Source organism: Nostoc sp. CmiVER01, from assembly GCF_034531135.2.
GTDB lineage: Bacteria > Cyanobacteriota > Cyanobacteriia > Cyanobacteriales > Nostocaceae > Nostoc.
The window spans coordinates 549,508-573,721 of record NZ_JAVRBU020000001.1; the positions used below are offsets into that span (position 1 = coordinate 549,508).

The window sequence follows — 24,214 nt, forward strand, 5'->3', positions numbered from 1 at the left end:
AAAGTATTGCAACTATATCAAATTCACATAGCTAGGGTATGGCATTATGTCCAAAATTATATCTATTCATTCGTTTCGTGGTGGTACGGGAAAATCAAATTTAACTGCTAACTTAGCAGCTACTATTGCACGTCTTGGAAAACGTGTAGGTATCATTGACACCGATATTCAATCACCAGGGATTCATATTATTTTTGGTCTAGACGAGGAAAAGATGAACCGCTCCCTCAATGATTACTTGTGGGGACGGTGCGCGATCAAAGATGCTGCCTACGATGTCAGTAATACTTTAAATATGGAAGGGGAGACATCTAGAGCAAACGGCAGCCTCTACCTAATTCCTTCCAGTATTAAAGCAGGAGAAATTTCCCGTATCTTGCGCGAGGGTTATGATGTAGGCAAACTCAACGACGGCTTTGAGGATCTAATCCGCTATCTCAACCTGGACTATTTGTTGATTGATACTCACCCTGGTTTGAATGAAGAAACCTTACTAGCGATCGCTATTTCTGATATCTTAGTCGTCATCCTGCGTCCAGATCGCCAAGACTTCCAGGGTACTGCGGTAACGGTGGAGGTGGCGAAAAAATTAAAGGTGGACAAAATGCTGCTGGTAATTAATAAGGTGCTACCAGCAATGGATTTCAACGCTCTCCGGCAGCAAATGGAGACAATCTACAACACCCCAGTGGCTGGTATTGTGCCTCTTTCAGAAGAGATAATTCAGCTAGCCAGCAGTGGTTTGTTTTGCCTGCGTGACGCTGACCATCCTTTTAGCCAGACGGTGCAAGAAATTGCTCGGCAGATCATGGATCAAGTTGAGTTAAAGAAGGCATTAGTGGGAGGCAATCGCTTTTGAGCAATCAACACCAACTTCGTGCTAATGTACTTGCCTCTTATGGTGCTACTGCAAGGGAGACAGAAGAATTACTTGCCTACAATCAAAACACCTTTGATCACAGTTTTTCAACACTCCCCGCCAAGTTTCCGCTTCCACCCGAACCCCATGTAGCCGCCTGGGAAGAATACGCCACTTTGGCTCAAGAGGTAGGAGTCTTTCAAGCTTTATCAACCAAATTGGTACAGTTAAAGTTCCCCATACTTAAAGGCATCAGTCAAACAGAGGCATATCGCTTTGCTACCCGTAAGGGTATTCCAGTGGATAGCATGATTGAGGCGACTAGTTTGATTTTGCAGCAACCCGAACAACTCCAGTTGATGATACATCAAAGCTTGGCTGGAGCCATCCCCGTTTTGCTGACCAGGAACCGAAAAGATTTTGTTTCTTTGGTACAGGCGCTAACAATGCGGAATGAACCACTACCAGTCCCTGCTTCTATGGGAGCCTGCATGATTATTGGTTTAAACAACTGGGATCGGGTTCGCCAGTATCGCCAACAATGGGAAGTTAGAAATTTTGATAACTGCTCAGAAAGTAGTTGGTTAGAAGAATTTCGACGACTAATCCCGCAAAAGCAGCTTTATCAAGATCGGTTGATGATTTTGAGTGACGGTTTCTATAGCAATGTTTCAGCTAGCGACATCGGACTTTCGCAATCAGAATGGCGGCGTATTTCCCTAAATATTCGGCTGGAACATGAATGTACTCACTACTTCACACAGCGCTTATTTGGCTCCATGCGAAACAATCTGCTCGACGAACTTATTGCTGACTACAGAGGTATTGTGGCAGCTATCGGACACTATCGGGCTGATTGGTTTTTGCGTTTTTTGGGGTTGGAGTTATTTCCAGATTACCGAGAAGGGGGCAGATTGCAAAATTACCGGGGTCAACCACCGCTTTCAGAGGGCGCATTTAAGATTCTGCAAGCATTGGTGAAGTCTGCTGCTGAGAATTTGGAACGCTTTGATGCTGAACATGGAGGCAAGTTAAGAACTCTTAATAGTCAACCGATTATGTTAATAGCTTTAACTTATTTGACATTAGAAGAATTGGCTGACTCTCAGGCGCACTCCTATATCCAAAAAATTCTAGACCAATGGCTGACAACTCTCACAAACAAGCAAGCAAAGCATCCAAAAACTGAACTTAAATTTATATGAGTTATGACAGAAGTTCTACTTAAAGAGTTGAGTAATAGCGACATCAATTGGATGATCGCTACGGGTCAAAAAAAGGAAATACCTGCTGGCACTATCCTTGTGCAGCAAGGAAAAACCCTGGATACCCTACACATCATACTGGATGGAACATTCACAATTACTGTTTCGCAAGCTACAAACAATCCTCTAGATCGAGCTTTTGCAGCAATGGAGGATAGCGAAACATTAGGACGAGAGATTGCACGGGTTTCAAGTGGTGAGATAGTAGGAGAAATCCCGTTTATTAATGTCCGCGCAGCTGTTACCACTGTTGAAGCAGCTGAAAATTCATTGGTAATATCGATTTCTCGGCAGCAATTGACCGCAAAATTGCAGCAGGATATTGGTTTTGCATCTCGATTTTATCGAGCGATCGCTATTCTACTAGCAAACAGAATCACTCAACTTGGTCATAGCAAACTTGTTAAGAGCAATACGCTCAGAGATATGCTGTTTATTTTGGAACAATTGCATGATAGTGACATCGATTGGATGATTGCTACAGGTGCTAGCCAAAAAATTGCCGCTAACACAGTACTCATCCGTGAGGGAGGACCTGTGGATGCACTGTATATCCTACTGGATGGAACAATGACAGTTTCTGTTTCTGAGGATGAACGTAATCCTTTAACTCGCGCCTTTGCGGCTTTAGAGGGTGACGAAACTACAAGCAGAGAGATAGCAAGATTATCAAAAGGCGAAATCGTCGGAGAAACAGCTTTCATTGATACCCGTTTGCCTTTTGCCACTGTTAGGGCTAGTGGAGACTCGCTTGTATTGTCAATTCCTCGACAACAATTAGCAGCAAAATTACAACAGGATATAGGTTTTGCCTCTCGATTTTATCGGGTGATTGCTACTCTGCTTGCAAATCGATTAGAGGGAATGTTCAGTCGGCTTGGTTATGGCAGACGAGTTTATAGCAAAGGTCAATCACTCGATGAGAATGTTGAATATGAAGATGAACTGGATTCTAATATTTTAGATAGCATGGCACTGTCCGGAACAAAATTTGATTGGATATTAAGCCGTTTAAGAAAAAATTAGATTTATTTCGATACTGATAACTAATATAATTGATAACTGTTTTAACAGTAGTGTCTGTTTGTCCTATCTCCTCAAGATGCACACTATGAAAATCGACCGATTGCAGGAACTTAAGCAAAAACTGACGGACGTTGCAGACTTGTCCGATATTTGGTCATTTTATATGGATCATTTTGCGGATTGGCCGGAATTCACTGACCTGGGTGAACCTGTTTATAATGAATATTTAGATGCTGTCCTCCACACAACTTGTCAGCAGATGTTTGACAAGGCAATCAAGATTACTGACTTTTTCTTGATATACATAGCTCCGTATCATTTATTTCATGGAGCTTTCCAAGTTGAAGGGCGTATTGGGGGTGTGATTTATTTCCAGGATATAAAAATTGGGTTACTTGCAGTGTCGGCGGATTATCCCTCTACCGATGCAGTTAAGTATTCACGTTTTTCGGAGATAATTCAACTGTCAACACCTAATGGCAACGAGCGCAATTGAGATTTACTCTTTAATATACAGTCAAAAGAATTCCGTTATCTTTGGGTTTTAATTTGAGAATAAATGGCACAGCTTTCAATACCCAATCGGACACGAGTGTATAATTAGCAGCTTCTTCTCCAAAGCTAATTGAGAGCATATCTGTATAAATAATTCCTGGATTGGGAGGTATAGCTGCCATACCAGTCGGCAATTCTTGTGCCAAAGAACGAGTCAATCCTTTTATTGCTCACTTGGAAGCACAGTATGGTGTAACTTGGGCTGAAGTAGAACGTCCCTAACCAGAACTAAAGTTAACAATAATACCCCGTTTGTTTTTCACCATTGCTGGTACAAAATGGCGAATTATATTCACTACTCCTTTGATATTGATATCTATTAAATTGGAAAATTCTTCGGATGAGATATCCCATAAAGGTGCTGGATAATTAATAATTGCCGCATTATTAATCACTATATCTGGTGGTTCATATTTTTGAAGTACGTGTTCTGCCCATTGTTTTACAAGCTGTTCATTTGCCACGTCTACAGATGTGAAATCATTGGGCGCACTAAACTTATGTGGCGTATTTTAGTGATCGCATCTGATGAACGGGCGCAACCAATAACAGTATGTCCTTGTTGAATAAAACCCTCGGTCATGGCATAACTTAGACCTTTGCTTATGCTTGTAATCAAGATGAGTTTAGTCATATTTTTCTGCTATTCCTGACAACAAGAAACAATTCGTGGGAAAAAATAACCACTACCTCTTGCTGTCAAGATAAATTCTGGGTTATTGGGGTCGGATTTTATCTTTGTCCGCTTTTCTAGAAATAGGTACATTTACTATACTAGTATCTGGATGAACCTCTGGTACAAAACTCCATAATTGTAACACTTCTAATCACAAAAAGATTTTTATTGAATGATTTACTAACAATTCTAATAAGCTAAACTCCACACCATAGTTATCAGCACCTAACTCTAAAGCAGTGATTCTGTCTGCTACGCATTAATTTGCTGAACGTGTCTTTAAATATATCTTATTTTTGAATATATTTTTTTACAAAAATATCTAACAATCTATCCGTTGTTATTAAGAAACTATATCTAAAAAAATGCTAGTTTTATCAAAAAAAAGTAGATTGTTTTCAGAGATTTTACTACTTACACTTTTAAATAGAACGGGTACTCAGCTTTTTAATGTCAGCCATTTAACTTAACTTCAGCAACAACGGTAGCCTTTGATCAGGAATTTAAACCTGCCACCAAATTTTTCAGTCCTCAGTTCAAGCAGAAGTGATTGTCGAGGCATTCTAAATGGTCGAACAAAAACAAAACCTATTCCGAAAAGAGTCATTGGAGCGTTTATCTTCACCTGAAAGACTAGATCAATTAATGCAGGTGGTCAGTCCTAAAAGCTGGCTGCCTCTAACTGCTTTGGGTTCTTTGGTAACAGTTGCCGTAATCTGGAGTATCTATGGACGGATTCCCATTACAGTAGAAGGTCAAGGGGTATTAATTTATCCACGCAACGTTTTGCCGTTGCAATCGAAAGGTGCAGGGCAGTTACTGGCTCTAAATGTCAATGTTGGAGATGTGGTCAAAAAGGGAGATGTATTAGCAACAGTTGACCAAGTTGATTTGCGTAAGCAATTACAACTAGCGCGAGCTAAACTAGTCCAACTGGAGGATCAGGATCGCAACGCTAGTTTGTTACAAGGGCAGCGTCAGCAGCTTGATACAAAAGCAATCCAAGAGCAACGGTTAACTCTTGAGCAAAGACTCAAGATTGTGCAGGATTTGACACCCGTGTTGAGGGAGAAAGGGCTAGTGTCAATCGGGCGCGATCGCCTCAACTTACAGCGACGCTTGCAAACACTCCAAGGGCTGCTTCCTACTCATAAAAAAAGACTACAAAACCGCCAGAAGCTATTGAAAGAAGGGGCAATTCCTGATGATGTGGTCTTAGAAGCACGGCAACAATACGACGATGCCCGTGCAAGCATTGATGAAGCACAATCTCAGTTGAAGCAACTAGACCTTAAGGAAGCAGATGCACAACAGCAATATCTCTCAAATCTGAACGAAATCAAAAACATTCAAGCTCAGTTGCAAGAACAGAATAGTAAAGCAGCGACTCTCGCTCAAGAAGACCTGCAAACTGCAACTACCCGCAAAAATGAGATTCAAGAAGTCAGGCGAGAGATTGCCAAACTAGAACAACAATTAGGTAATAACAGCCAGATTATCTCTCAACACTCAGGACGTATTCTTGAAATCACTGTGACAACGGGGCAAGTCATTAATGCTGGAACCCGTTTAGGAAGCATAGATGCAGAAAATCCATCTAGCAAAATGGTTGGCATTACCTATTTTCCGGTTGGAGAAGGCAAAAAAATTCAACCAGGTATGACGCTGCAAATTACACCCCAAACCGTAAAGCGGGAACGCTTTGGCGGTATTGTCGGTAAGATTACCACTGTCTCATCATTTCCCATTACCAGAGAAGCAGCCGCTAGTGTAGTGGGTAATCCTGAAGTGCTAACCGGTTTGATGGGTGAGAAGCAAGAGGCAGTTATTCAAGTATTTGCTGACTTGCAGCCAGATTCTACCACTTTTAGCGGTTATAAGTGGTCTTCTTCCGATGGGCCGCATTTAAAAATTTCTTCTGGAACGACTACATCTGTGCGAGTCAAGGTGGAAGAGCGATCGCCAATTACATTTGTTTTACCTATTCTGAGGTCTGTCAGTGGTATCTACTAATCCATCATTAGTGGCACCGATTAATCCTTTGCAGTACCTGCAAAACCTGCTGAAAAACCCAGGCAAGCGGGTAAAGACACCCACGCTTTTGCAAATGGAGGCAGTAGAATGTGGTGCCGCAGCTTTGGGAATTATTTTGGGTTACTATGGTCGGATTGTGCCTTTGCCAGAACTGCGTCGAGAGTGTGGAGTCTCCCGCGATGGCAGTAAAGCTTCCAACGTCCTCAAAGCTGCCAGAAGCTATGGACTCCAAGCAAAAGGCTTTAAGAAGGAACTGGATCAACTTCCAGACCTTAGCCCTCCCTATATTGTGTTTTGGAACTTCAACCACTTCTTGGTAGTAGAGGGATTTAGTTCTAATTGGGTCTATCTTAATGACCCAGCCACTGGGCCGCGAAAGGTGTCTCAACAGGAATTTGACGAGGGGTATACCGGAGTAGTGTTGGTTGTAGAACCAGGGTCAGATTTTGAAAAAGGGGGACGTAAACCTAGCCTGATTTTATCGCTGTGGTCACGACTAAAGGGTGCTATTGGTGTTTTAATTTACTGTCTAGTCGCAGGGTTTTTGTTAACACTTGTCGGGCTGGCGGTACCAGTATTTAGTCAAGTGTTTGTAGATGAAATCCTGGTGCAAGGACGGCAGCATTGGCTACGTCCATTGTTATTGGCAATGGCGATCGCAGCAGTCCTACAAGGAGTATTAACACTACTGCGGTTGCGTTATCTGCGCCGCTTGAAAGTCAAGCTGTCTGTGGGAATGTCCAGTCGTTTTCTCTGGCATATCCTGCGTTTACCAGTTGGTTTTTACGCCCAACGGTTTGCAGGTGAGATTAGTAACCGCACTAGTCTCAACGACCAAGTTGCTGATGTGCTTTCAGGGCGATTGGCGACCACAGTTATTGATGCGGTAATGGTAATTTTTTACGCTTTAGTCATGCTCCAATATGACTGGGTACTGACTTTGGTTGTAGCTAGTTTTGCTGCTGTAAATGTTTTAACCTTGCAATGGATCTCCCGTCAGCGCGTCGATGCTAATCAGCGATTAATTCAAGAGTATGGTAAAGCGGCTGGCGCATCCATCGCAGCTCTCCAAAGTATAGAAACTCTCAAAGCATCAGGGTTAGAATCAGATTTCTTTTCGCGGTGGTCAGGGTACTACACCAAGGCGATCAATTCTCAGCAAGAACTAGGGGTGACAAACCAGACTTTTTCAGTATTACCTACACTTTTGTCTTCGCTCTCATCAATGGCTTTATTAGTTGTAGGTGGTTTACGAGTGATGGATGGACACCTCAGCATCGGAATGCTAATAGCCTTTCAAGGACTGATGCAGAGCTTTTTGCTCCCTGTTAACAATCTCGTCAATTTCGGCAGTACCCTCCAAGAAATGGAGGGCAATTTGATTCGCTTAGATGATGTGTTGGATAACCCAATTGAGGGAGTAGGGGAGCAGGGGAGCAGGGAGCAGGGAGCAGGGGGAGAAAAAATCTTTTTATCTGACTCATCTTTTCTGCCTAGATTACAGGGGTATGTCGAACTAGAGAATGTGACATTTGGCTATAGCCGCTTAGATCCGCCTTTGATTGAAAACTTTAGTCTCTCGGTTAAGCCTGGAGGGCGAGTAGCTTTAGTAGGCGGGAGCGGGTCTGGCAAATCTACTATTGCCAAACTAGTAAGCGGACTCTACGAACCTTGGGAGGGAGAAATTTGCTTTGATGGTCAACCTAGAAAGCAGATTCCGCAATCGATATTAACTAACTCCGTCGCTTTGGTGGAGCAGGATATTTTGATGTTTGGCGGAACTGTTAGGGATAATTTAACTTTATGGGACACCACAGTACCAGATAAAAATTTAGTGCGGGCTAGTAAAGATGCTGCCATTGATGATGTAATTTTCTCCATGTCTGGCGGATTTGATGCAGAACTAATTGAAGGAGCCGCCAATTTAAGTGGAGGTCAACGACAGCGATTAGAAATAGCTCGCGCCTTGGTGAACAATCCCTCAATCCTGATTATGGATGAAGCTACCAGCGCCCTAGATTCGGAGACGGAAAAAATTATTGACCAAAATCTGCGGCGACGTGGGTGTACCTGCCTAATTGTTGCACACCGATTAAGCACGATTCGTGATTGTGATGAAATCATCGTCCTTGAACGTGGAAAAGTAGTGCAACGAGGTACTCACGAAGAATTATGGCAAGTAGAGGGGGTGTACTCACGGTTAATTAGCAGTGAAGAGGGAGCTTAATTATGGTCATTAACCAAATCAGAGGCAAAGACTTACAGGGGCAACTATACAGCCTAAAAGGCAATGAGCCAATACTGCTAGACGACCCGCAGACCATTTGGGTGGTGCAGTCCGGCTCTGTAGCGTTGTTTGCTGTCACTATTAAAAATGGCATCACCCAAGGAAATCGCCGTTATTTGTTCACTCTTCATCCCGAAGAAGCACTTTTCGGAACGGCTTTTGACTGCATTCATCAGCACCGCCAACTTCTTGCAGTGCCAATGGGAGAAACAGAATTGCTGAAGGTAGACCGAGAATACTTTGAAGAGTTAGTTGTTGATGCGGATACTAGAATAGTTTCTTTGGTGGAGGGTTGGGTAGAGCAAATCAACACTACACTTTCCCATATCGCCACTCCAGCAATTCAAGTCCGAGCAGTGGGAGAAGCGCGATTTTCTTTGATTGATGGTCAAACTCTCCAGCCAGAACCCCAGGCGATCGCTTGGGTACAAATTCAGCAAGGAAATGTCCACTGGATGGGGCTTGAGGAACTAACTCTAGATCCGACATCGGGAATTTTCCCCCTTAGCGATGGTATCTGGTTACAAGCTGTAGGGGAAGTTCAGCTTGCCACTCAAACCACAAGCGCCATCCGCAATGCAGATATCCTGCTTGAGGGACTTTCCCAGTTTCATACTCAACTGCTGGAATATATCAACTTCCTAGAACAGCAGGAAACCCAAGAAGAACTACAACGCCTGACTGATCGGGAACGTCTCAATCGTCAAGTGACAGCAGAAGCTCTAGGCGAACTAGCATCTTCCTTGGGAACTCAAGAAGCAACTTTTTTCCTGGAAGGCGCGCCGTTGTTAGTTGTTGCTGGTGCTGTGGGCAGGTCTTTAGGTGTAAAAATTCGCCCCCCAGCTAAGTCAGAGAACCTGAAGCGGGTGAAGGAGCCATTGGAAGCAATTGTTAGAGCTTCGCGGTTAAGGATGCGACAGATTTTATTGCGGGACAACTGGTGGCAAAAGGACTGTGGCCCTTTGGTTGCCTACACCCAAGAGGATAACCGACCAGTGGCACTCCTGCCCGTTTCTGCTACTCGCTACGAAATATTTGATCCAAGCGATGACACTCGTCTGACCGTAGATGCCTTTATTGCTTCTACACTAGCGCCCGTTGCTTATATGTTTTATCGGTCTTTGCCCGATAAAGTTCTTAACGCTAGCGATTTATTTCGGTTCGCGCTTAAGAATCGTGGCAGAGATATACTAATCGTTTTTTTAACTGGGATTGCCACGACACTGCTGGGTATGCTCACACCCCAGGCCACTGCCATTTTAATTGACAACGCCATTCCAGATAGCGATCGCGGATTATTACTCCAAGTTGGTTTGGGGTTGCTGGTTGCAGCTTTTGGGACGGCAGTATTTCGGCTGGCTCAAGGATTTGCCCTGTTGCGGGTGGAAACAATTTCCGATGCCTCTACTCAAGCTGCTGTGTGGGATCGGCTGCTAAACCTACCAGTATCCTTTTTCCGCCAGTATACTACAGGGGATCTTCAGTCTCGTGTGACATCAATTAGTACAATCCGTCGCCTACTAAGTGGCACAACCCTGACTACTCTGATCACTGGTCTGTTTTCATTATTAAACTTAGGACTTTTGTTTTACTATAGTTGGAAATTAGCTTTGGTTGCTGTGGCTGTAGCAGTAGTTGTTGTAGCTGTTACTACACTCTCTGGTATGCTCCTCGTCCGCAAAGTTCGCCCACTGCTGGAAATCAAGGGAAATATCTTTGGACAGACAGTACAACTAATCAATGGCATTTCTAAACTGCGTGTGGCTGGGGCGCAAGAGCGCGGTTTCGCCTCTTGGAGTAAAAACTACAGCCGACAAATAAAACTCGAACTCAGCACCCAAAACGTTGAAGATGGTGTTGCCCTTTTTAATACAGTCATGCCCACGGTGACTTCTGGTGTTCTGTTTTGGTTTACTATCCAACAGCTTCAGGAGGCTCAGACGACAGGTGCGACTGGACTAACAATTGGGACTTTTTTAGCTTTTAACAGTGCGTTTGGTACTTTTATTAAAGGTGCCACAGACGTAAGCAATACAGTTACTGGCGCTTTGCAAGTTGTCCCTCAGTGGAAACGCGCTCAACCAATTTTAGAAACTATACCAGAAGTGGATCTGGGCAAAGCCGATCCTGGTAAGCTCATGGGCAAAATCGCTGTAGATCATGTCACATTCCGCTACCGACAAGATGGCCCTCTGATCCTAAATGATGTGAGTTTGTATGCCGAGCCTGGGGAGTTTATCGCACTTGTAGGTGGTTCTGGGAGCGGTAAATCTACTATATTTAGATTGCTATTGGGGTTTGAAGCTCCTGAAGATGGCACTATTTATTATGATGGCCAAGATTTATCTGGGTTGGATGTTGATGCAGTGCGCCGACAGTTAGGTGTTGTCCTGCAAAATGGTCGGATGATGTCGGCTTCCATTTTCGACAACATTGCTAGCGGCGCTGGGATTACACTTGATGAAGCTTGGGAGGCAGCTCGTATGTCTGGGTTTGCTGACGATGTTGCAGCTATGCCCATGTCTATGCACACTGTGATTAGTGAAGGAGGTGGCAATCTCTCTGGAGGACAACGACAACGGTTATTGATTGCTCGCGCTCTAGCATTAAAACCCCGTATTTTGTTATTCGATGAAGCTACTAGTGCGCTCGATAACAGAACCCAGGCTATTGTCAGCGAAAGCTTGGATAAGTTACAAGTTACCAGAATTGCGATCGCTCACCGACTTAGCACTATCCGTAATGCTGATCGCATTTATGTACTTCAGGCAGGGCGGGTTGCACAACAAGGAACTTTTGAGGAACTTGCTGCTGTTGAAGGTTTATTTGCCCAATTAATGGCTCGGCAAATGGCCTAGTGGTCTGTCTCATAAGTTCTGATTGATTAGTTTGTTACCAAAACCCTATATAGACGCGAAATTTTGCGTCTCTACAACCCAGCAGAATTAATGCGATAGACCACTAGTTAGTTGAGATTTGTGAAAGCCATTACCTGACTACCTGTTAAAATATCATTGCCAAGAGTTGCACAAATACTGATAAAAACTCTTACTTGCAGCGTCAATAAGCTGTTACACAAATAAACATTACACATCCACTGACTTTTTTTCTGAAGCATTTATCAACGCAGATTCATTTAGCGATCGCAGCTCATGTCGGCAGAATACCGAAAACCCGTATTGAACTAAGTACAAAGCTTCTTGAATTCTCTTTGCTTAAATAATACTAACCTTCACCAGTTTCCGTATAATACATGGGAACTCTCTACAAGAATCGGGATCACCTTTGTTATGTTGAAAGCGATCGCACTAACGACCTCTAGGAAAAATTTAGCTCTACTATCTGCTACAGTCCTTACTACCACGTTTGGCTTAGTTTTTGGAACAATACAAACCGCCTCTGCAATAAATTGGAACTGGAATTATTCTGGTACTGGTATAGAAGCGAACGGAACTTTCATCACGAATGACACCCCTAACGAATTAGGTTATTACTTAATTTCTGGAATTACTGGTACACGTAATGGTGAAACAATTACTGGTTTACAAGCCGCAGGGACTCCAATCTCAGGAAACGAACCTTTTAATGTTGATAATTTAATTAGTCTTAATAGTCAACAGTTAACGGGTGATGGTTTTGGTTATTCTACATCAGGAGGAAACTTTGTGAGTCCTTTTTTTGCTAGTTTCTTGCCGACACCGGGTTATTTAGAGATTTTTTCTGCACCACCGTTAACACCAGGTTTTGAAAATTTGGGAACAGAAGATAGTGAATTACCCATTAGGTTTTCTGCAACTATAATCAGTGTCCCTGAACCCACATCTATCGTGAGCTTACTTGCTCTCGGCACTTTTAGCACACATTTATTATTGAAACGTAAAAAGCTATCCAAATTAACTGATAATAAGCTCGAAAAAGTTTCCTAAAACTATCAGCGAAAGCAGAAAAGATGGCAATAAGTCACATAAGCAACCTTAACGAATACTGATCAAAGCTAAATATGGGCATAAACTGGCGTACAGTCCAGAATTTTCTCAAATCATTCCTGCCAATACTATTTAGCAACTTCTGGTTTGTTTTCTAACCAGAATGTTGAAAGTGAACGCTTGATTTCTCTAGTTTTACTGATAGCGATCGCTTACATTTCTGCAACGATTCAAGGTTAGCAGATTAAACGTAAACGCTATAACTTGTATAACTTCGTCGCCTGATTAAACTTGCTTATGGTTGCAGCAAGTTTACTCAAAACAGGTATGGTCTAGCCACCTTGCTCGTTGGCTTCACACCCTGTACTATGAACTCATCTAGGGTCAAATTAAACAACAAACAGTATGGATGCCACCCCCAAAGCCCAGGTCATCGCTAACGAGAAAAATCTTCTCTCAGCGATGAAAACCAATAACGTGGAACTTTTGGATCAACTGCTTCACGATCAGCTTCTCTTTAACGGGCCTAGTGGGGAAACGGCAACCAAAGCGATGGATCTGGAAAATTACCGTTCGGGAAATATCAACCTGCATACAATTGAATCAAGTGATCTAATGCTAAACATGGTCGGAGACGACATTGTTGTTGCCGTTACGGTAGAGATCAAAGGAAACTATTTAGGGCAAGAAATTGATGGCAAATTCCGTTATCTCAGGGTTTGGAAGCTATTTGAAAAAAACTGGAAAGTAATTGCAGGAAGTGTGGTTACGTTAAACATCGGCAACTGAAGACTGCCAGAGCTTTTCGATGATCTCTATTTGCACGTATTTCGTCATACCTGTACCAATCGCTTGTTCGCCTCTTTTAAGAACTAATTCTCCATTGGATCATCCCGCCCGATACCAAGCGATCGCAATTGTACTTTAATATTTTCTGGATCGGTTCCACAGTAATAATATTCTTTCTTGCGGAGGTCAGCCAAGTAGTATCCTGGCTTTCCACCATTGATCCGAAATAGTTCAATAACAACTTTCTTTTTAGTTGTGCCAAACATGAATTCAATATCGCCATCTGGCAAATTTAATGGGTTGTAAAAAGTTTTACCTCTAAGAAAATGCCAGTAAGACTTTTCAAATGTGATTTTACGCTCAATGATTCGGTATCTAATGGGATGAATTATTGTCATCTTGCGATCGCCTCTTTTAAGAACTAATTCTCCATTAGATCATCCCGCCTGATACTAAGCGATTGCAATTTAGCTTTGACATCTTCCCAGTCTCGGCCACAATAGTAATATTTTTTGTCCCGAATATCTGCCAAAGAGGGATGCTCCCGTGTCAAATAGTGTAACTACCTTTCCTCATTAGGCAAAAAAAACCACGTTGAAAAACGTGGAATTCAAGCAAGAACACTTTGTATTACCTTTAATGCGATTCTGCTTTTATTGAAGAGGTAAGAAGCAGAACGCTTTTATGTTTTATTTAGAACAAGATTTAGACTCATTAGGATTAAAAACACAAATTTAATAACCTGCAATTTTGATTTAACTTACAATAGTGGCGTACTTTCATCTAACGAACCCTACTTTTGCACTTTATTTAATACACTACCTTTAGATATTGCTTGACATTGCTCGTCAGTCAATATTTCAAATCCTTCTATTAATGCTGTTTTATAGGAAAACTGGACTGTTTGATTAGCTGCCATTTTTTTTGACAAAGTTTGGGGGTTTAAGTCCCCTGCCTCTACAGGCAGCACGTTTTGTGTCGGGTAAAATCCCCGTTACAAAACGTAATTGCGTTAGCGTGGCGGGGCGTTCGCTTTTAGCGTCTCCAAGAGTTGCCCATTGCGTTAGCGTAGCGGGGCGAAGCCCATTGCGAATTGCGTTAGCGGAGCGGGGCGAAGCCCATTGCGAATTGGTTTAATGCTTTTATTAAGCATGTCTCTTTCTCCTGATTGACTAATATTTTGTTATCAGTTATACAATTGCTCTCCTGAGTCTTTGTGTGAGTGGTTTGTTAAAGTTTGACTTAAGATTAGGGAAAAATTTTATGTAGAACCAGCTAATTATTTACAAAAGTTCATAAATGATTCTGTCCAATAATTTGGCAGATACTGTGTCTATTGAGTTTTCATTTCCATCTCATAAGTTTTTCGCAGACGACACGCGATATTTACAAAAGTTCACTAACTGCGCTATAGCCAATATTTTCTCTGTAACCCAAAATGAGGACGAATCATACCAATTCACAATTCTCAATGGGCTACGCCCCGCTACACTAACGCAATTAAAAAACTTATATGCAGCAAGGCTTTTAGGGTTTATGTCTACATCAAATTTTTCGTGAAGCAGCAGTTATAGAGGGGTTGAAAAGACATTTGAGTTGTATAAAGAAATTTTCTCTAAAGCTACGCCTAGCTTTAGTAGCGACAACCACCACCAAAATTTGCAATTCGCAATTCGCAATTTGTAATGACGGACGAAACTCGTACTGAGCAAAGCCGAAGTATTGAAAATTCATTCAAAAATTTAAGTTCCTAATTTAAATTCTAAAAAAACAATTAGTATTAATATTTGAGCCAGAGTATTTTTGCCTAGTATTTTAATTGCGAATTGCGAATTGGTTTGCTCTATGGTCAAAGCTATTGTCAACCGTCTTATACATTAGACCTTCATAGGCAATTGATATTCTTGCAACACATTCAATATTTTGGGTGATGTCTACATCCCGCTTTGAGAGCGATCGCTCGTTTAGGGAGTTACTTAGAACATCGACATAAAACCTCTATTGGTATTCAGGTACTGTGGCGAGGCTAGTTAAAATTGCACGACCTTTGTGAAGGCTGGCAGCTTGCAAAAGAAACTTAACGAGAAAAGTCAGAAAAATCGTTCTATTCCTTTCCCCTCAAGCTCTTTACTTCTCTTGCCATCTCAAAATTAGCGAACGTACAGTTAATACTCCCATTGCAAACCATCTTTAAAGTTTTAATTTTCAATGAAGATGTATTGAAAATAACTACAATTTTGAAAAAATAAGTCAAAATGAGAAAACCAAATCTTAAAGTCAGTCTCCTTTCATACAAACATTGTAGTATTACAGCCTAGTTTCTTGTGAAATGAGTTTTTTAATATAAATTTAAAGCTAACAACGAAACTATAAATCAATAGGGTTCATTTAAGAAAAATTGTAGGTTTGGTTTGGAATGAGCCTGCATGGTCAAGTAGTACAGAGTGAATTACGTACATGCTATTAGCTTTATTATTATTTTTTTAGTGAAACTTCCAAAAATATGTGATTTAAAGATTTATCTAAGTTCCTTAAGATGTTTATTTTGATTAATAAAATTTAACTATGGACATTTGAATTTTTTAGGTATACCTTCAATATGTATATGCACTCTAGAAACGATAGTTGGGGTTTTTACTTATAAAGTCTACCGTAGTAATTATCGAAAATATCTCAGCCTTAATTTCACTGTAACTTTATTATGATTATGGGTAGTAATTGTTATGCATTATGAGTATCAGGATATATTGATAATTTCAGGTTTTTCCATCTTAATAACTTTATCTGTTTTTATAAATACGAAAAATAATAATTAATTGCTGGCAACTCAGTGTCAAGCTTCATTATCAAAAAATAACTTGAAACGAAATAACTTGATATTACCTATTTTGAAAGAATCCAAAAATCACCTACTATTTGAGTTGAATGATACTCAAACTGATTATCCTCGACAAGCGTGTATTCATCAATTATTTGAAGCACAAGTAGATAAAACACCTGATGCTGTAGCACTAATCTTTAATAATCAGCATCTCACCTACAGAGATTTGAATAGTCATGCTAATCAACTAGCACAATATCTCCAAACAGTAGGGGTGGGAACAGAAACTCTTGTAGGAATCTGCATAGAGCGATCCTTTGAAATGGTTGTAGCACTTTTAGCTATTCTCAAAGCAGGTGGAGCTTATGTACCATTAGATCCAGGATACCCGCAAGAACGTTTAGCTTTCATGCTGTCAGATACTCAGGTATCAGTACTATTAACTCAAAAAGAACTAGTTACGAAATTACCTACTCATACAGCATTTTTAATTTGCCTAGATGCAGATTGGCATAAGATTGCCCAAAATAAAAATGAGAACTTAAGCACTAGCATCACTGCTGATAACTTGGCTTATGTCATGTATACCTCAGGTTCTACAGGTACACCCAAAGGTGTTAGCGTTATCCATCGTGGTGTAGTTAGGTTAGTCAAAAAAACTAATTATGTTCACCTCACAGATGAAGAAATAATTCTTCAACTCGCTCCTCTTTCCTTCGATGCTTCAACTTTTGAAATTTGGGGTTGCTTACTTAACGGTGGTCGGCTAATAATTTGCCCTCCTCATACCCCATCCTTAGAAGAATTAGGACAGATTATTCAACAGTATCAAGTTACTACTCTTTGGCTGACAGCCGGTTTATTCCACCTTATAGTAGATGAGAAAATTGATGCTTTAAAACCCTTGCGGCAACTTTTAGCTGGTGGCGATGTTTTATCTGTTCCCCATGTGCAGAAATTTATCCAAACAGTAGAGAACTGTCAGCTGATTAATGGCTATGGTCCAACTGAGAATACAACTTTTACCTGTTGCCATCCTATAACAGCGCCACTGCAACCAGATGTTTCTATTCCTATTGGTCGTCCAATTGCGAATACTCAAGTTTATATATTAGATAACAACCTACAACCAGTATCATTTGGAAAAATTGGCGAACTTTACATTGGTGGTGATGGATTATCTAGAGGCTATTTGAACCGTCCTGACTTGACTGCCGAAAAATTTATTTTTCACTCCTTGGATAGCAATTTAGCAACTCGCCTTTACAAAACCGGAGATTTAGCTCGTTATCTTCCCGATGGCAATATCGAGTTCTTAGGCCGGGTTGACAATCAGGTAAAAATTCGCGGTTTCCGAATTGAATTAGGGGAGATTGAACGTGAAATTGCACAACATCCTGACGTTCGTGAAATTGTTGTTTTAGCTCGTCAGGATGAAATAGGTGAAAAACAGTTGACAGCTTATATTGTTCCTTACTATAACAGTAGATACACGCATAATAAATTGCGTAGTTTCTTACAAGGGCGACTACCTAATTACATGGTGCCATCAGCGTTTGTGATGTTAGAATCACTCCCTTTGACTGCAAATGGCAAAGTTGATAGACATAAATTGCCAGCACCAAGTAGAGAACGTCCGCAACTAGAACAAGCCTACATTTCTCCCCAAACTGATTTAGAGCGTCTGCTTGCAGGTATTTTGTCTGAATTACTCAAAATTGATCGCGTTGGGATTGATGATAACTTCTTTGATTTGGGAGGAACTTCAATCTCAATTCTACAAGTTGCTGTGCGAGTGCAACAGGAACTTGGTATTGAGCTATCGGCTGTTAAGTTATTTCAGTATTCAACGATTGGTTCTTTAGCAAAGTATTTGCATTCAAGCCAGAATAGCCAACCGTCTTTTGACAAGCTGCAAAATCGTGCTCAACGCCAACAAGCCGCTAGAACTCGCCGCCGTAATCATCAACAAGGTGTTTAAGAAATGGTGAATATGCAAGCATCTGATAACCAAGATCCTATTGATGGTGTTGCCATTATTGGCATGGTAGGAAGATTTCCTGGCGCTAGGAATGTCAATGAGTTTTGGCACAATCTGTGTAAGGGATTAGAGTCAACGACTTTTTTTGAAGATGAGGAGCTAGATCCCAGTATTGACCCGAACCTTTGCAAAGATCCTAGCTACGTAAAAGCTAAAGGAATCATTCCTGGGGGAGAAACCTTTGATGCTGCCTTCTTCGGCATTAATCCACTGGAAGCTGTGGTTATGGACCCACAGGCTAGAGTTTTTCTAGAGTTGGTTTATGAAGCCCTCGAAAATTCTGGTTATGAATCAGAGTCTTTTGAGGGTTTGATTGGTTTGTACGCTGGTTGTGGTCAAAATACTTATTTTGCTAACCACATTTCTGGACGTATGGAAATTGTCGATCGCATCGGTGAGTTCCAAACGATGTTAGCCAATGAAAAAGACTTTTTAACTACTCGTGCTGCTTACAAGCTCAACCTCAAGGGTCCGGCTGTCAGTGTTAATACGGCTTGTTCTACTTCTTTAGTAGCAATTATTCAGGCTTGCCAAGCCTTAAGCAACTATCAGTGCGATATAGCCTTAGCTGGTGGTGTATCTATGACTACACCCCAAAATAGCGGTTATGTGGCTCAAGAAGGTAGTATGTTGTCTGGGGACGGGCATTGTCGTCCCTTTGACGCCAGCGCTCAGGGGACAATGTTCAACAATGGCGCAGGAGTAGTTGTCCTCAAGCGTTTAGAAGATGCACTCAATGATGGCGATCGCATCTATGCTGTAATTCGGGGATCTGGTATCAATAATGACGGCGCTGATAAGGTGAGCTTTACGGCTCCCAGCGTAGACGGACAAGCAGAGGCCGTTGCAATGGCGCAAGCTGATGCCAACTTTCACCCAGAAACCATCTCTTATATTGAAGCTCACGGTACAGCTACACCCTTAGGCGACCCAATTGAAATTGAAGCGCTGACGCAAGCATTTCGTGTGCATACAGACGCAAAACAATTTTGTGCGATCGGCTCTCTTAAAAGCAATGTCGGACATTTAGTTGCGGCGGCTGGGGTCGCAGGGTTAATTAAAACCGCTCTCGCCCTGCATTATAAAAAGATTCCACCTAGCTTAAATTTTGAGGCTCCCAACCCCAAGATTGATTTTGCCAACAGCCCTTTCTATGTCAATACCAAACTAGTTGAATGGTCAGAGGGTGAAACTCCGCGACGAGCTGGTGTGAGTTCTTTTGGTGTCGGTGGTACTAATGCTCATATAGTGCTAGAAGAAGCGCCACAAATCCAAAGTTCCGGATCTTCTCGCCCACAGCAGCTATTGTTGCTCTCGGCAAAAACTAGTAAAGCTTTAGAGACTGCAACCGCGAATTTACAGCAGCATTTACAATACAATACCGAAATTAACTTAGCCGATGTGGCTTATACCTTACAGCGAGGGCGCAAAGCCTTCAACTATCGACGCAGTATAGTTTGTCACAACATAACAGATGCGATCGCAGCCCTCCAATCTTTAGATGCAAATCAAGTAACTACCCGTCATACTGAAATCCGCAATCCAGGCGTTATCTTCATGTTCCCAGGACAAGGATCGCAATATGTGAACATGGGACTGAATCTCTACAACTGCGAACCAGCGTTTCAGGAGGTAGTAGATCGATGTGCTGAAATCCTTAAACCTTTGTTAGGCAGGGATTTACGAGAACTCATGTATCCTGCATCGAGCGCTTATGAAACTGCGGCTATCTCCCTGCGGCAAACCTGCTTTACTCAACCAGCATTATTCGTCATTGAATATGCTTTAGCGCAACTGTGGCAAAGTTGGGGGGTTAAGCCCCAAGGCATGATTGGTCACAGTATTGGTGAATTTGTCGCCGCCTGTATAGCGGGTGTATTTACTTTAGAAGATGCGCTGATGTTAGTTGCAACTCGCGGTCGCTTAATGTGGGAGTTACCGAAAGGAGCTATGCTCTCAGTACGCCTACCAGCCAAAGAGTTAGAGCCGCGATTGAGTGCAGAACTAGCGATAGCCGCAATTAATGGCCCTTCCCTGTGTGTAGCTTCTGGCCCCACAGAGGCGATCGCGGCTCTGCAAAAACAATTAGAAAGCGAAGAAGTTGTCTGTCGCCATTTACACACTTCCCACGCTTTCCACTCCCCAATGATGGATAGCATCATTGCCCCCTTTGCTGAGGTAGTTGGGAAAGTTAAATTATCGCCACCCCAAATTCCCTTTGTTTCTACAGTTACCGCCGACTGGATTACAGCCCTGCAAGCAACCAATCCGATGTATTGGGCTACACATCTACGTCAGACTGTGCGATTTGCCGAGGGTGTACAAACCCTATGGCAGCAGCCAGAACGCCTACTTTTAGAGGTGGGGCCACGAATCACAACTACGACCCTAGCCCGCCAACAAGCAAAAGATATTAAACAACAGATAGCGATCGCTTCTCTAAGTGATAACGCCGAGAACGAAGCCGAATGGACGGCATTACTCAAGGCAGTAGGACAACTGTGGCTAGCAGGAGTATCTATTGACTGGAGCAACTTTTATCAAAGGGAAATGCGACAACGAATTCCCCTGCCTACCTATCCCTTTGAACGCCAACGCTTCTGGATTGATCCTCCACCTCATCCCAATCGCGCAGTAAATCCCAAGCTTCAAAATCCCCAGTTATTAAAGACCCAAACTATGACAACATTCCCTCAGCAAAAGCTCATTCCCCTGCTCAAAGAAATTATCGAAGAAACTTCGGGATTGGAAATCGCTAGTGTTGACAACTCGACAACGTTTTTAGAAATGGGCTTAGATTCCTTATCTCTGACGCAAGTCGGGTTAGCTTTGAAGAAAAAATTTAAAGTCAAAGTAACACTTAGGCAGTTACTAGAAATTTGCCCGAATTTAGTAACGCTAGCTGATTTGATCAATCAAGCCTTGTCTCCCGAAACTTTATCTGCACTGGGATTAACAGAAACTGTTGCAAACTCTATTCCAGAAGCGCCAGCACCTGCAACCACATCACCCACTTTGGCAGTGCATGAAGTTCATACAAATGGATCTGCACCTCAGATTTCTTCCCAACCTCAACCTATTGCATCTAGTTTCCTAGAAACTATGATTAATCAGCAGCTACAAATCATGAGCCAGCAATTGGCCCTATTGGGTAACAACAGTCAATCTGTAACAATCCCAGTTGTACCTGCGGCAACGTCTCAAAATAATCATGTCAAGCCACAAAACGCTGTATCTATCTCAGCTACTCAAATGAGTAAAGAATCAGCATTGGTAGATACAGAGTTAAATGGTGCGAAAAAAGCATTTGGTGCGGCTGCTCGAATTGAAAAGACCCAGACTAAAACTCTGACAGCGCAACAACGCACTCATCTAGACAAAATTATCCAAAGATATACACAACGGACTAAAAAATCTAAAGAATATACTCAAACTCATCGCCCTTATCTGGCAGATCCAAGAACTGTTTCTGGCTTTAACCCGACAATGAAAGAGATGGTTTACCCTATTGTGGCGTCTCGTTCATCGGGTTCTAAACTTTGGGACATTGATGGTAATGAATATGTTGATTTAAGCAATGGCTTTGGCTTAAATTTGTTTGGTTGGTCGCCACCTTTCATTACCGAAGCAATTGAAGCACAACTGAAACTCGGCATGGAAATTGGGCCACAAACTCCCTTAGTTGGAGAAGTGGCGAAGCTAATGTGTGAGTTGACCAACTTTGACCGAGCAGCCTTTTGCAACACAGGTTCGGAAGCGGTTCTGGGAGCGATGCGGATGGCGCGCACCATCACAGGGCGTAACTTAATCGCCATCTTTTCTGGAGCTTATCACGGTATTTTGGATGAAGTAATTGTTCGGGGAACAAAAAAACTCCGATCAATTCCTGCTGCTCCCGGTATCCCGCCGGAAATGGTAGAGAATATCTTGGTACTAGATTATGATTCACCTGAGTCTCTAGAAATCCTCAAAAATCGGGCCAATGAGTTAGCAGCAGTGATGGTTGAATCTGTGCAAAGCCGTCGCCCTGAATATCAGCCCAAAGAATTCCTCCAGCAACTGCGTGATTTTACTCAGGAAGCTGGTATTGCTCTGATTTTTGATGAAATCGTTACCGGATTCAGAATTCATCCAGGTGGCGCTCAAGCACATTTTGGTATAAAGGCAGATATAGCCACTTATGGCAAGATTGTGGGCGGTGGACTACCAATTGGAGTCATTGCTGGCAAATCACAATATATGGATGCTCTAGATGGTGGGTTTTGGCAGTTTGGCGATGACTCTGTTCCAGAAGTGGGTGTAACATACTTTGCTGGTACATTTGTCCGCCATCCTCTAGCACTTGCAGCCGCCAAAGCAGTACTTCAGCATTTACAGCAGAGTGGCCCCAGCTTGCAGCAAAATCTCAATGCCAGAACTGATAAGTTTGTAGCGGAACTTATGGGCTATTTCCAGCAAGTTCAAGCTCCATTCACAGCTTATAATTTCGGCTCCCTTTTCATGGTGAAATCTTCACCAGAGTTCCCCTACGGAGATTTACTGTTTTACTTGCTGCGGGATAAGGGAGTACATACTTGGGATCATCGTCCTTGCTTCTTAACGACAGCTCATTCCGAAGCCGATTTGGCTTTCGTAATGGCAGCTTTTAAAGAAAGTATTGCCGAAATGCAGTCTGCTGGCTTCTTAGCTGCACCACCCATAGAAGTAACAAACCGCGAAGTTACCAATAACAGCCTACGTAATCGTCCTCCGCAACCTGATGCCAAATTAGGACGAGATCCCCAAGGGAACCCTGCCTGGTATATTCCCGATACCGAACGACCTGGCAAATATCTACAAGTTGCCAGTGTTTCCTGAAGCGGGGTTAGTAAATATTTAGTAAAAAATTGATATGTCACTAGCAGATTCATCATATAAGCAGCTAGATTTGCTTGCTCCCGCCCAAAAATTTTCTACTTTTATTATTGAGGCTGACACACCACAATTTCGTGAGCATTTCAACCTTTCATCTTTCATGTTTTCGCACAACCTTGCAGGACATCCTTTATTTGAGATTCCCCGCTTGGTCGAACTAGCAAATACTATCTTGAGTAAAGGTGAATCTACAAAAGTTACTTGTCAATTAGGTCAAATTCCAGTCAACCTAAAATGGTCACAAGTACCGCGTAAAGATCAAGTTTTAGAAGCGATCGCCCGCATTGAAGAATCAGGTTCTTGGATATTGCTTAAAAGTGTCCAGCTTGACCCTGAATATAACACCCTGCTAGACCAGATTGTAGTGGAACTGGAAGAACTGACAGGCGTACCTTTACGAAAAGAAATCACTTGGCTGGATGCTTACATCTTTATCGCCTCTCCTCATTCAATTACTCCTTATCACATTGACCATGAGTCAAACTTTTTATTTCAGATTCATGGCGATAAGGATGTGAATGTTTTCAATCCACGCGATCGCTCAGTTCTTACCGAGGAAGAAATTGAACATTATTACATTGGACAGTTGGATTCAGCGAATTATACAGATGAGAAACAAACAAAAGCTAGCGTTTATCATTTAACTCCAGGTAAAGCAGTTCACCACCCCGTCCTAGCACCTCATTGGGTGAAAAACGGTAGTAATGTTTCTGTTTCTCTTAGTATTAACTTTTGTATGCGATCATTCGATTTACAAGCTAGGGTTTATCAAATCAACCATTACCTCCGAAAGCTAGGTTTAGAACCAACCTCACCTGGTCAATCTGCAATAAAAGATTATGCCAAAATATTGGCACTGGGTATTTTATCTAAGCGTCAATCAAAAAGCAAATTTGAGTTACTACGCTCAGGGGTAGCTAAGTTGAATTATTTAGAAAAATCAGCAACCAAGTTAAAGAATTTGTTTTATCGTTAGTTCCATTCAGTTAACATATCCTTCATTTTGAGCTATTTAAAAAAG

15 protein-coding genes and 1 pseudogene are annotated in these 24,214 nt (G+C 42.1%); 12 read left to right on the forward strand and 4 right to left on the reverse strand.

Features of this window, described 5'->3' with window-relative positions; all coding sequences use genetic code 11:
- Nucleotides 1-46: 46 nt before the first annotated feature.
- From RMZ43_RS02155 to RMZ43_RS02170, 4 genes are all read left to right on the forward strand, one after another.
- Nucleotides 47-859: a MinD/ParA family ATP-binding protein gene (locus RMZ43_RS02155; RefSeq protein ID WP_322655557.1), complete on the forward strand. Its 813-nt coding sequence runs from the start codon at nt 47-49 to the stop codon at nt 857-859.
- Complete coding sequence (locus RMZ43_RS02160; RefSeq protein WP_322655558.1) at nt 856-2,064, forward strand: DUF7005 family protein; 1,209 nt, start codon at nt 856-858, stop codon at nt 2,062-2,064. Before RMZ43_RS02155 ends, RMZ43_RS02160 begins: the two co-directional genes overlap by 4 nt.
- A gap of 3 nt (nt 2,065-2,067) precedes the next feature.
- Nucleotides 2,068-3,150, forward strand: coding sequence for a cyclic nucleotide-binding domain-containing protein (locus RMZ43_RS02165; RefSeq protein ID WP_322655559.1), 1,083 nt, complete (start codon nt 2,068-2,070; stop codon nt 3,148-3,150).
- 85 nt (nt 3,151-3,235) lie between these two features.
- Nucleotides 3,236-3,646 carry a hypothetical protein gene (locus RMZ43_RS02170; RefSeq protein WP_322655560.1) on the forward strand — a complete coding sequence of 137 codons (411 nt, stop codon included), beginning with the start codon at nt 3,236-3,238 and terminating at the stop codon, nt 3,644-3,646.
- A gap of 10 nt (nt 3,647-3,656) precedes the next feature.
- Here the strand turns inward: RMZ43_RS02170 and RMZ43_RS02175 are convergent, their stop codons facing one another.
- From RMZ43_RS02175 to RMZ43_RS02185, 3 genes are read right to left on the reverse strand one after another with little or no spacing between them, the layout of a single operon-like run.
- Entirely contained in the window at nt 3,657-3,863 is a 207-nt protein-coding gene (locus RMZ43_RS02175; RefSeq protein WP_322655561.1) for a hypothetical protein, read from the reverse strand.
- A 60-nt stretch (nt 3,864-3,923) separates the two neighbouring features.
- Entirely contained in the window at nt 3,924-4,169 is a 246-nt protein-coding gene (locus RMZ43_RS02180) for an SDR family oxidoreductase (RefSeq protein ID WP_322655562.1), read from the reverse strand.
- A 2-nt stretch (nt 4,170-4,171) separates the two neighbouring features.
- Nucleotides 4,172-4,339, reverse strand: coding sequence for a hypothetical protein (locus tag RMZ43_RS02185; protein WP_322655563.1), 168 nt, complete (start codon nt 4,337-4,339; stop codon nt 4,172-4,174).
- A 609-nt stretch (nt 4,340-4,948) separates the two neighbouring features.
- Between RMZ43_RS02185 and RMZ43_RS02190 the strand changes: the two genes are divergently transcribed.
- The 5 genes from RMZ43_RS02190 (at nt 4,949) to RMZ43_RS02210 (ending at nt 13,417) form a co-directional block, all read left to right on the forward strand.
- Nucleotides 4,949-6,394 (forward strand): NHLP bacteriocin system secretion protein, encoded by a 1,446-nt coding sequence (locus RMZ43_RS02190; RefSeq protein WP_322655564.1) that lies wholly within the window; start codon nt 4,949-4,951, stop codon nt 6,392-6,394.
- A complete protein-coding gene (locus RMZ43_RS02195) occupies nt 6,381-8,642 on the forward strand; it encodes an NHLP family bacteriocin export ABC transporter peptidase/permease/ATPase subunit (RefSeq protein ID WP_322655565.1) in 2,262 nt (753 codons plus the stop codon). The genes RMZ43_RS02190 and RMZ43_RS02195 overlap by 14 nt, the downstream gene beginning before the upstream one ends.
- 2 nt (nt 8,643-8,644) lie before the next feature.
- Entirely contained in the window at nt 8,645-11,560 is a 2,916-nt protein-coding gene (locus tag RMZ43_RS02200) for an NHLP bacteriocin export ABC transporter permease/ATPase subunit (RefSeq protein WP_322655566.1), read from the forward strand.
- Between the two features lie 432 nt (nt 11,561-11,992).
- The gene (locus tag RMZ43_RS02205) at nt 11,993-12,628 is read left to right on the forward strand and encodes a PEP-CTERM sorting domain-containing protein (protein ID WP_322655567.1); all 636 of its coding nucleotides are present in this window, start codon (nt 11,993-11,995) and stop codon (nt 12,626-12,628) included.
- 405 nt (nt 12,629-13,033) lie between these two features.
- A complete protein-coding gene (locus tag RMZ43_RS02210) occupies nt 13,034-13,417 on the forward strand; it encodes a nuclear transport factor 2 family protein (RefSeq protein ID WP_322645962.1) in 384 nt (127 codons plus the stop codon).
- 83 nt (nt 13,418-13,500) lie between these two features.
- Here RMZ43_RS02210 and RMZ43_RS02215 read toward each other — a convergent pair whose 3' ends face one another.
- Nucleotides 13,501-13,815 carry a hypothetical protein gene (locus tag RMZ43_RS02215; RefSeq protein WP_322645963.1) on the reverse strand — a complete coding sequence of 105 codons (315 nt, stop codon included), beginning with the start codon at nt 13,813-13,815 and terminating at the stop codon, nt 13,501-13,503.
- Nucleotides 13,816-16,296: 2,481 nt separating this feature from the next.
- Here RMZ43_RS02215 and RMZ43_RS02220 point away from each other — a divergent pair.
- The 3 genes and pseudogenes from RMZ43_RS02220 to RMZ43_RS02230 all read left to right on the forward strand — a co-directional run.
- Nucleotides 16,297-18,219: pseudogene (locus RMZ43_RS02220) on the forward strand (non-ribosomal peptide synthetase); the annotation flags it as partial.
- Between the two features lie 3 nt (nt 18,220-18,222).
- Entirely contained in the window at nt 18,223-23,136 is a 4,914-nt protein-coding gene (locus RMZ43_RS02225) for an aminotransferase class III-fold pyridoxal phosphate-dependent enzyme (RefSeq protein WP_416212464.1), read from the forward strand.
- 34 nt (nt 23,137-23,170) lie between these two features.
- Nucleotides 23,171-24,169, forward strand: a complete 999-nt coding sequence (locus tag RMZ43_RS02230; protein ID WP_322655570.1) for a cupin-like domain-containing protein — start codon at nt 23,171-23,173, stop codon at nt 24,167-24,169.
- The last annotated feature ends 45 nt before the right edge of the window (nt 24,170-24,214 follow it).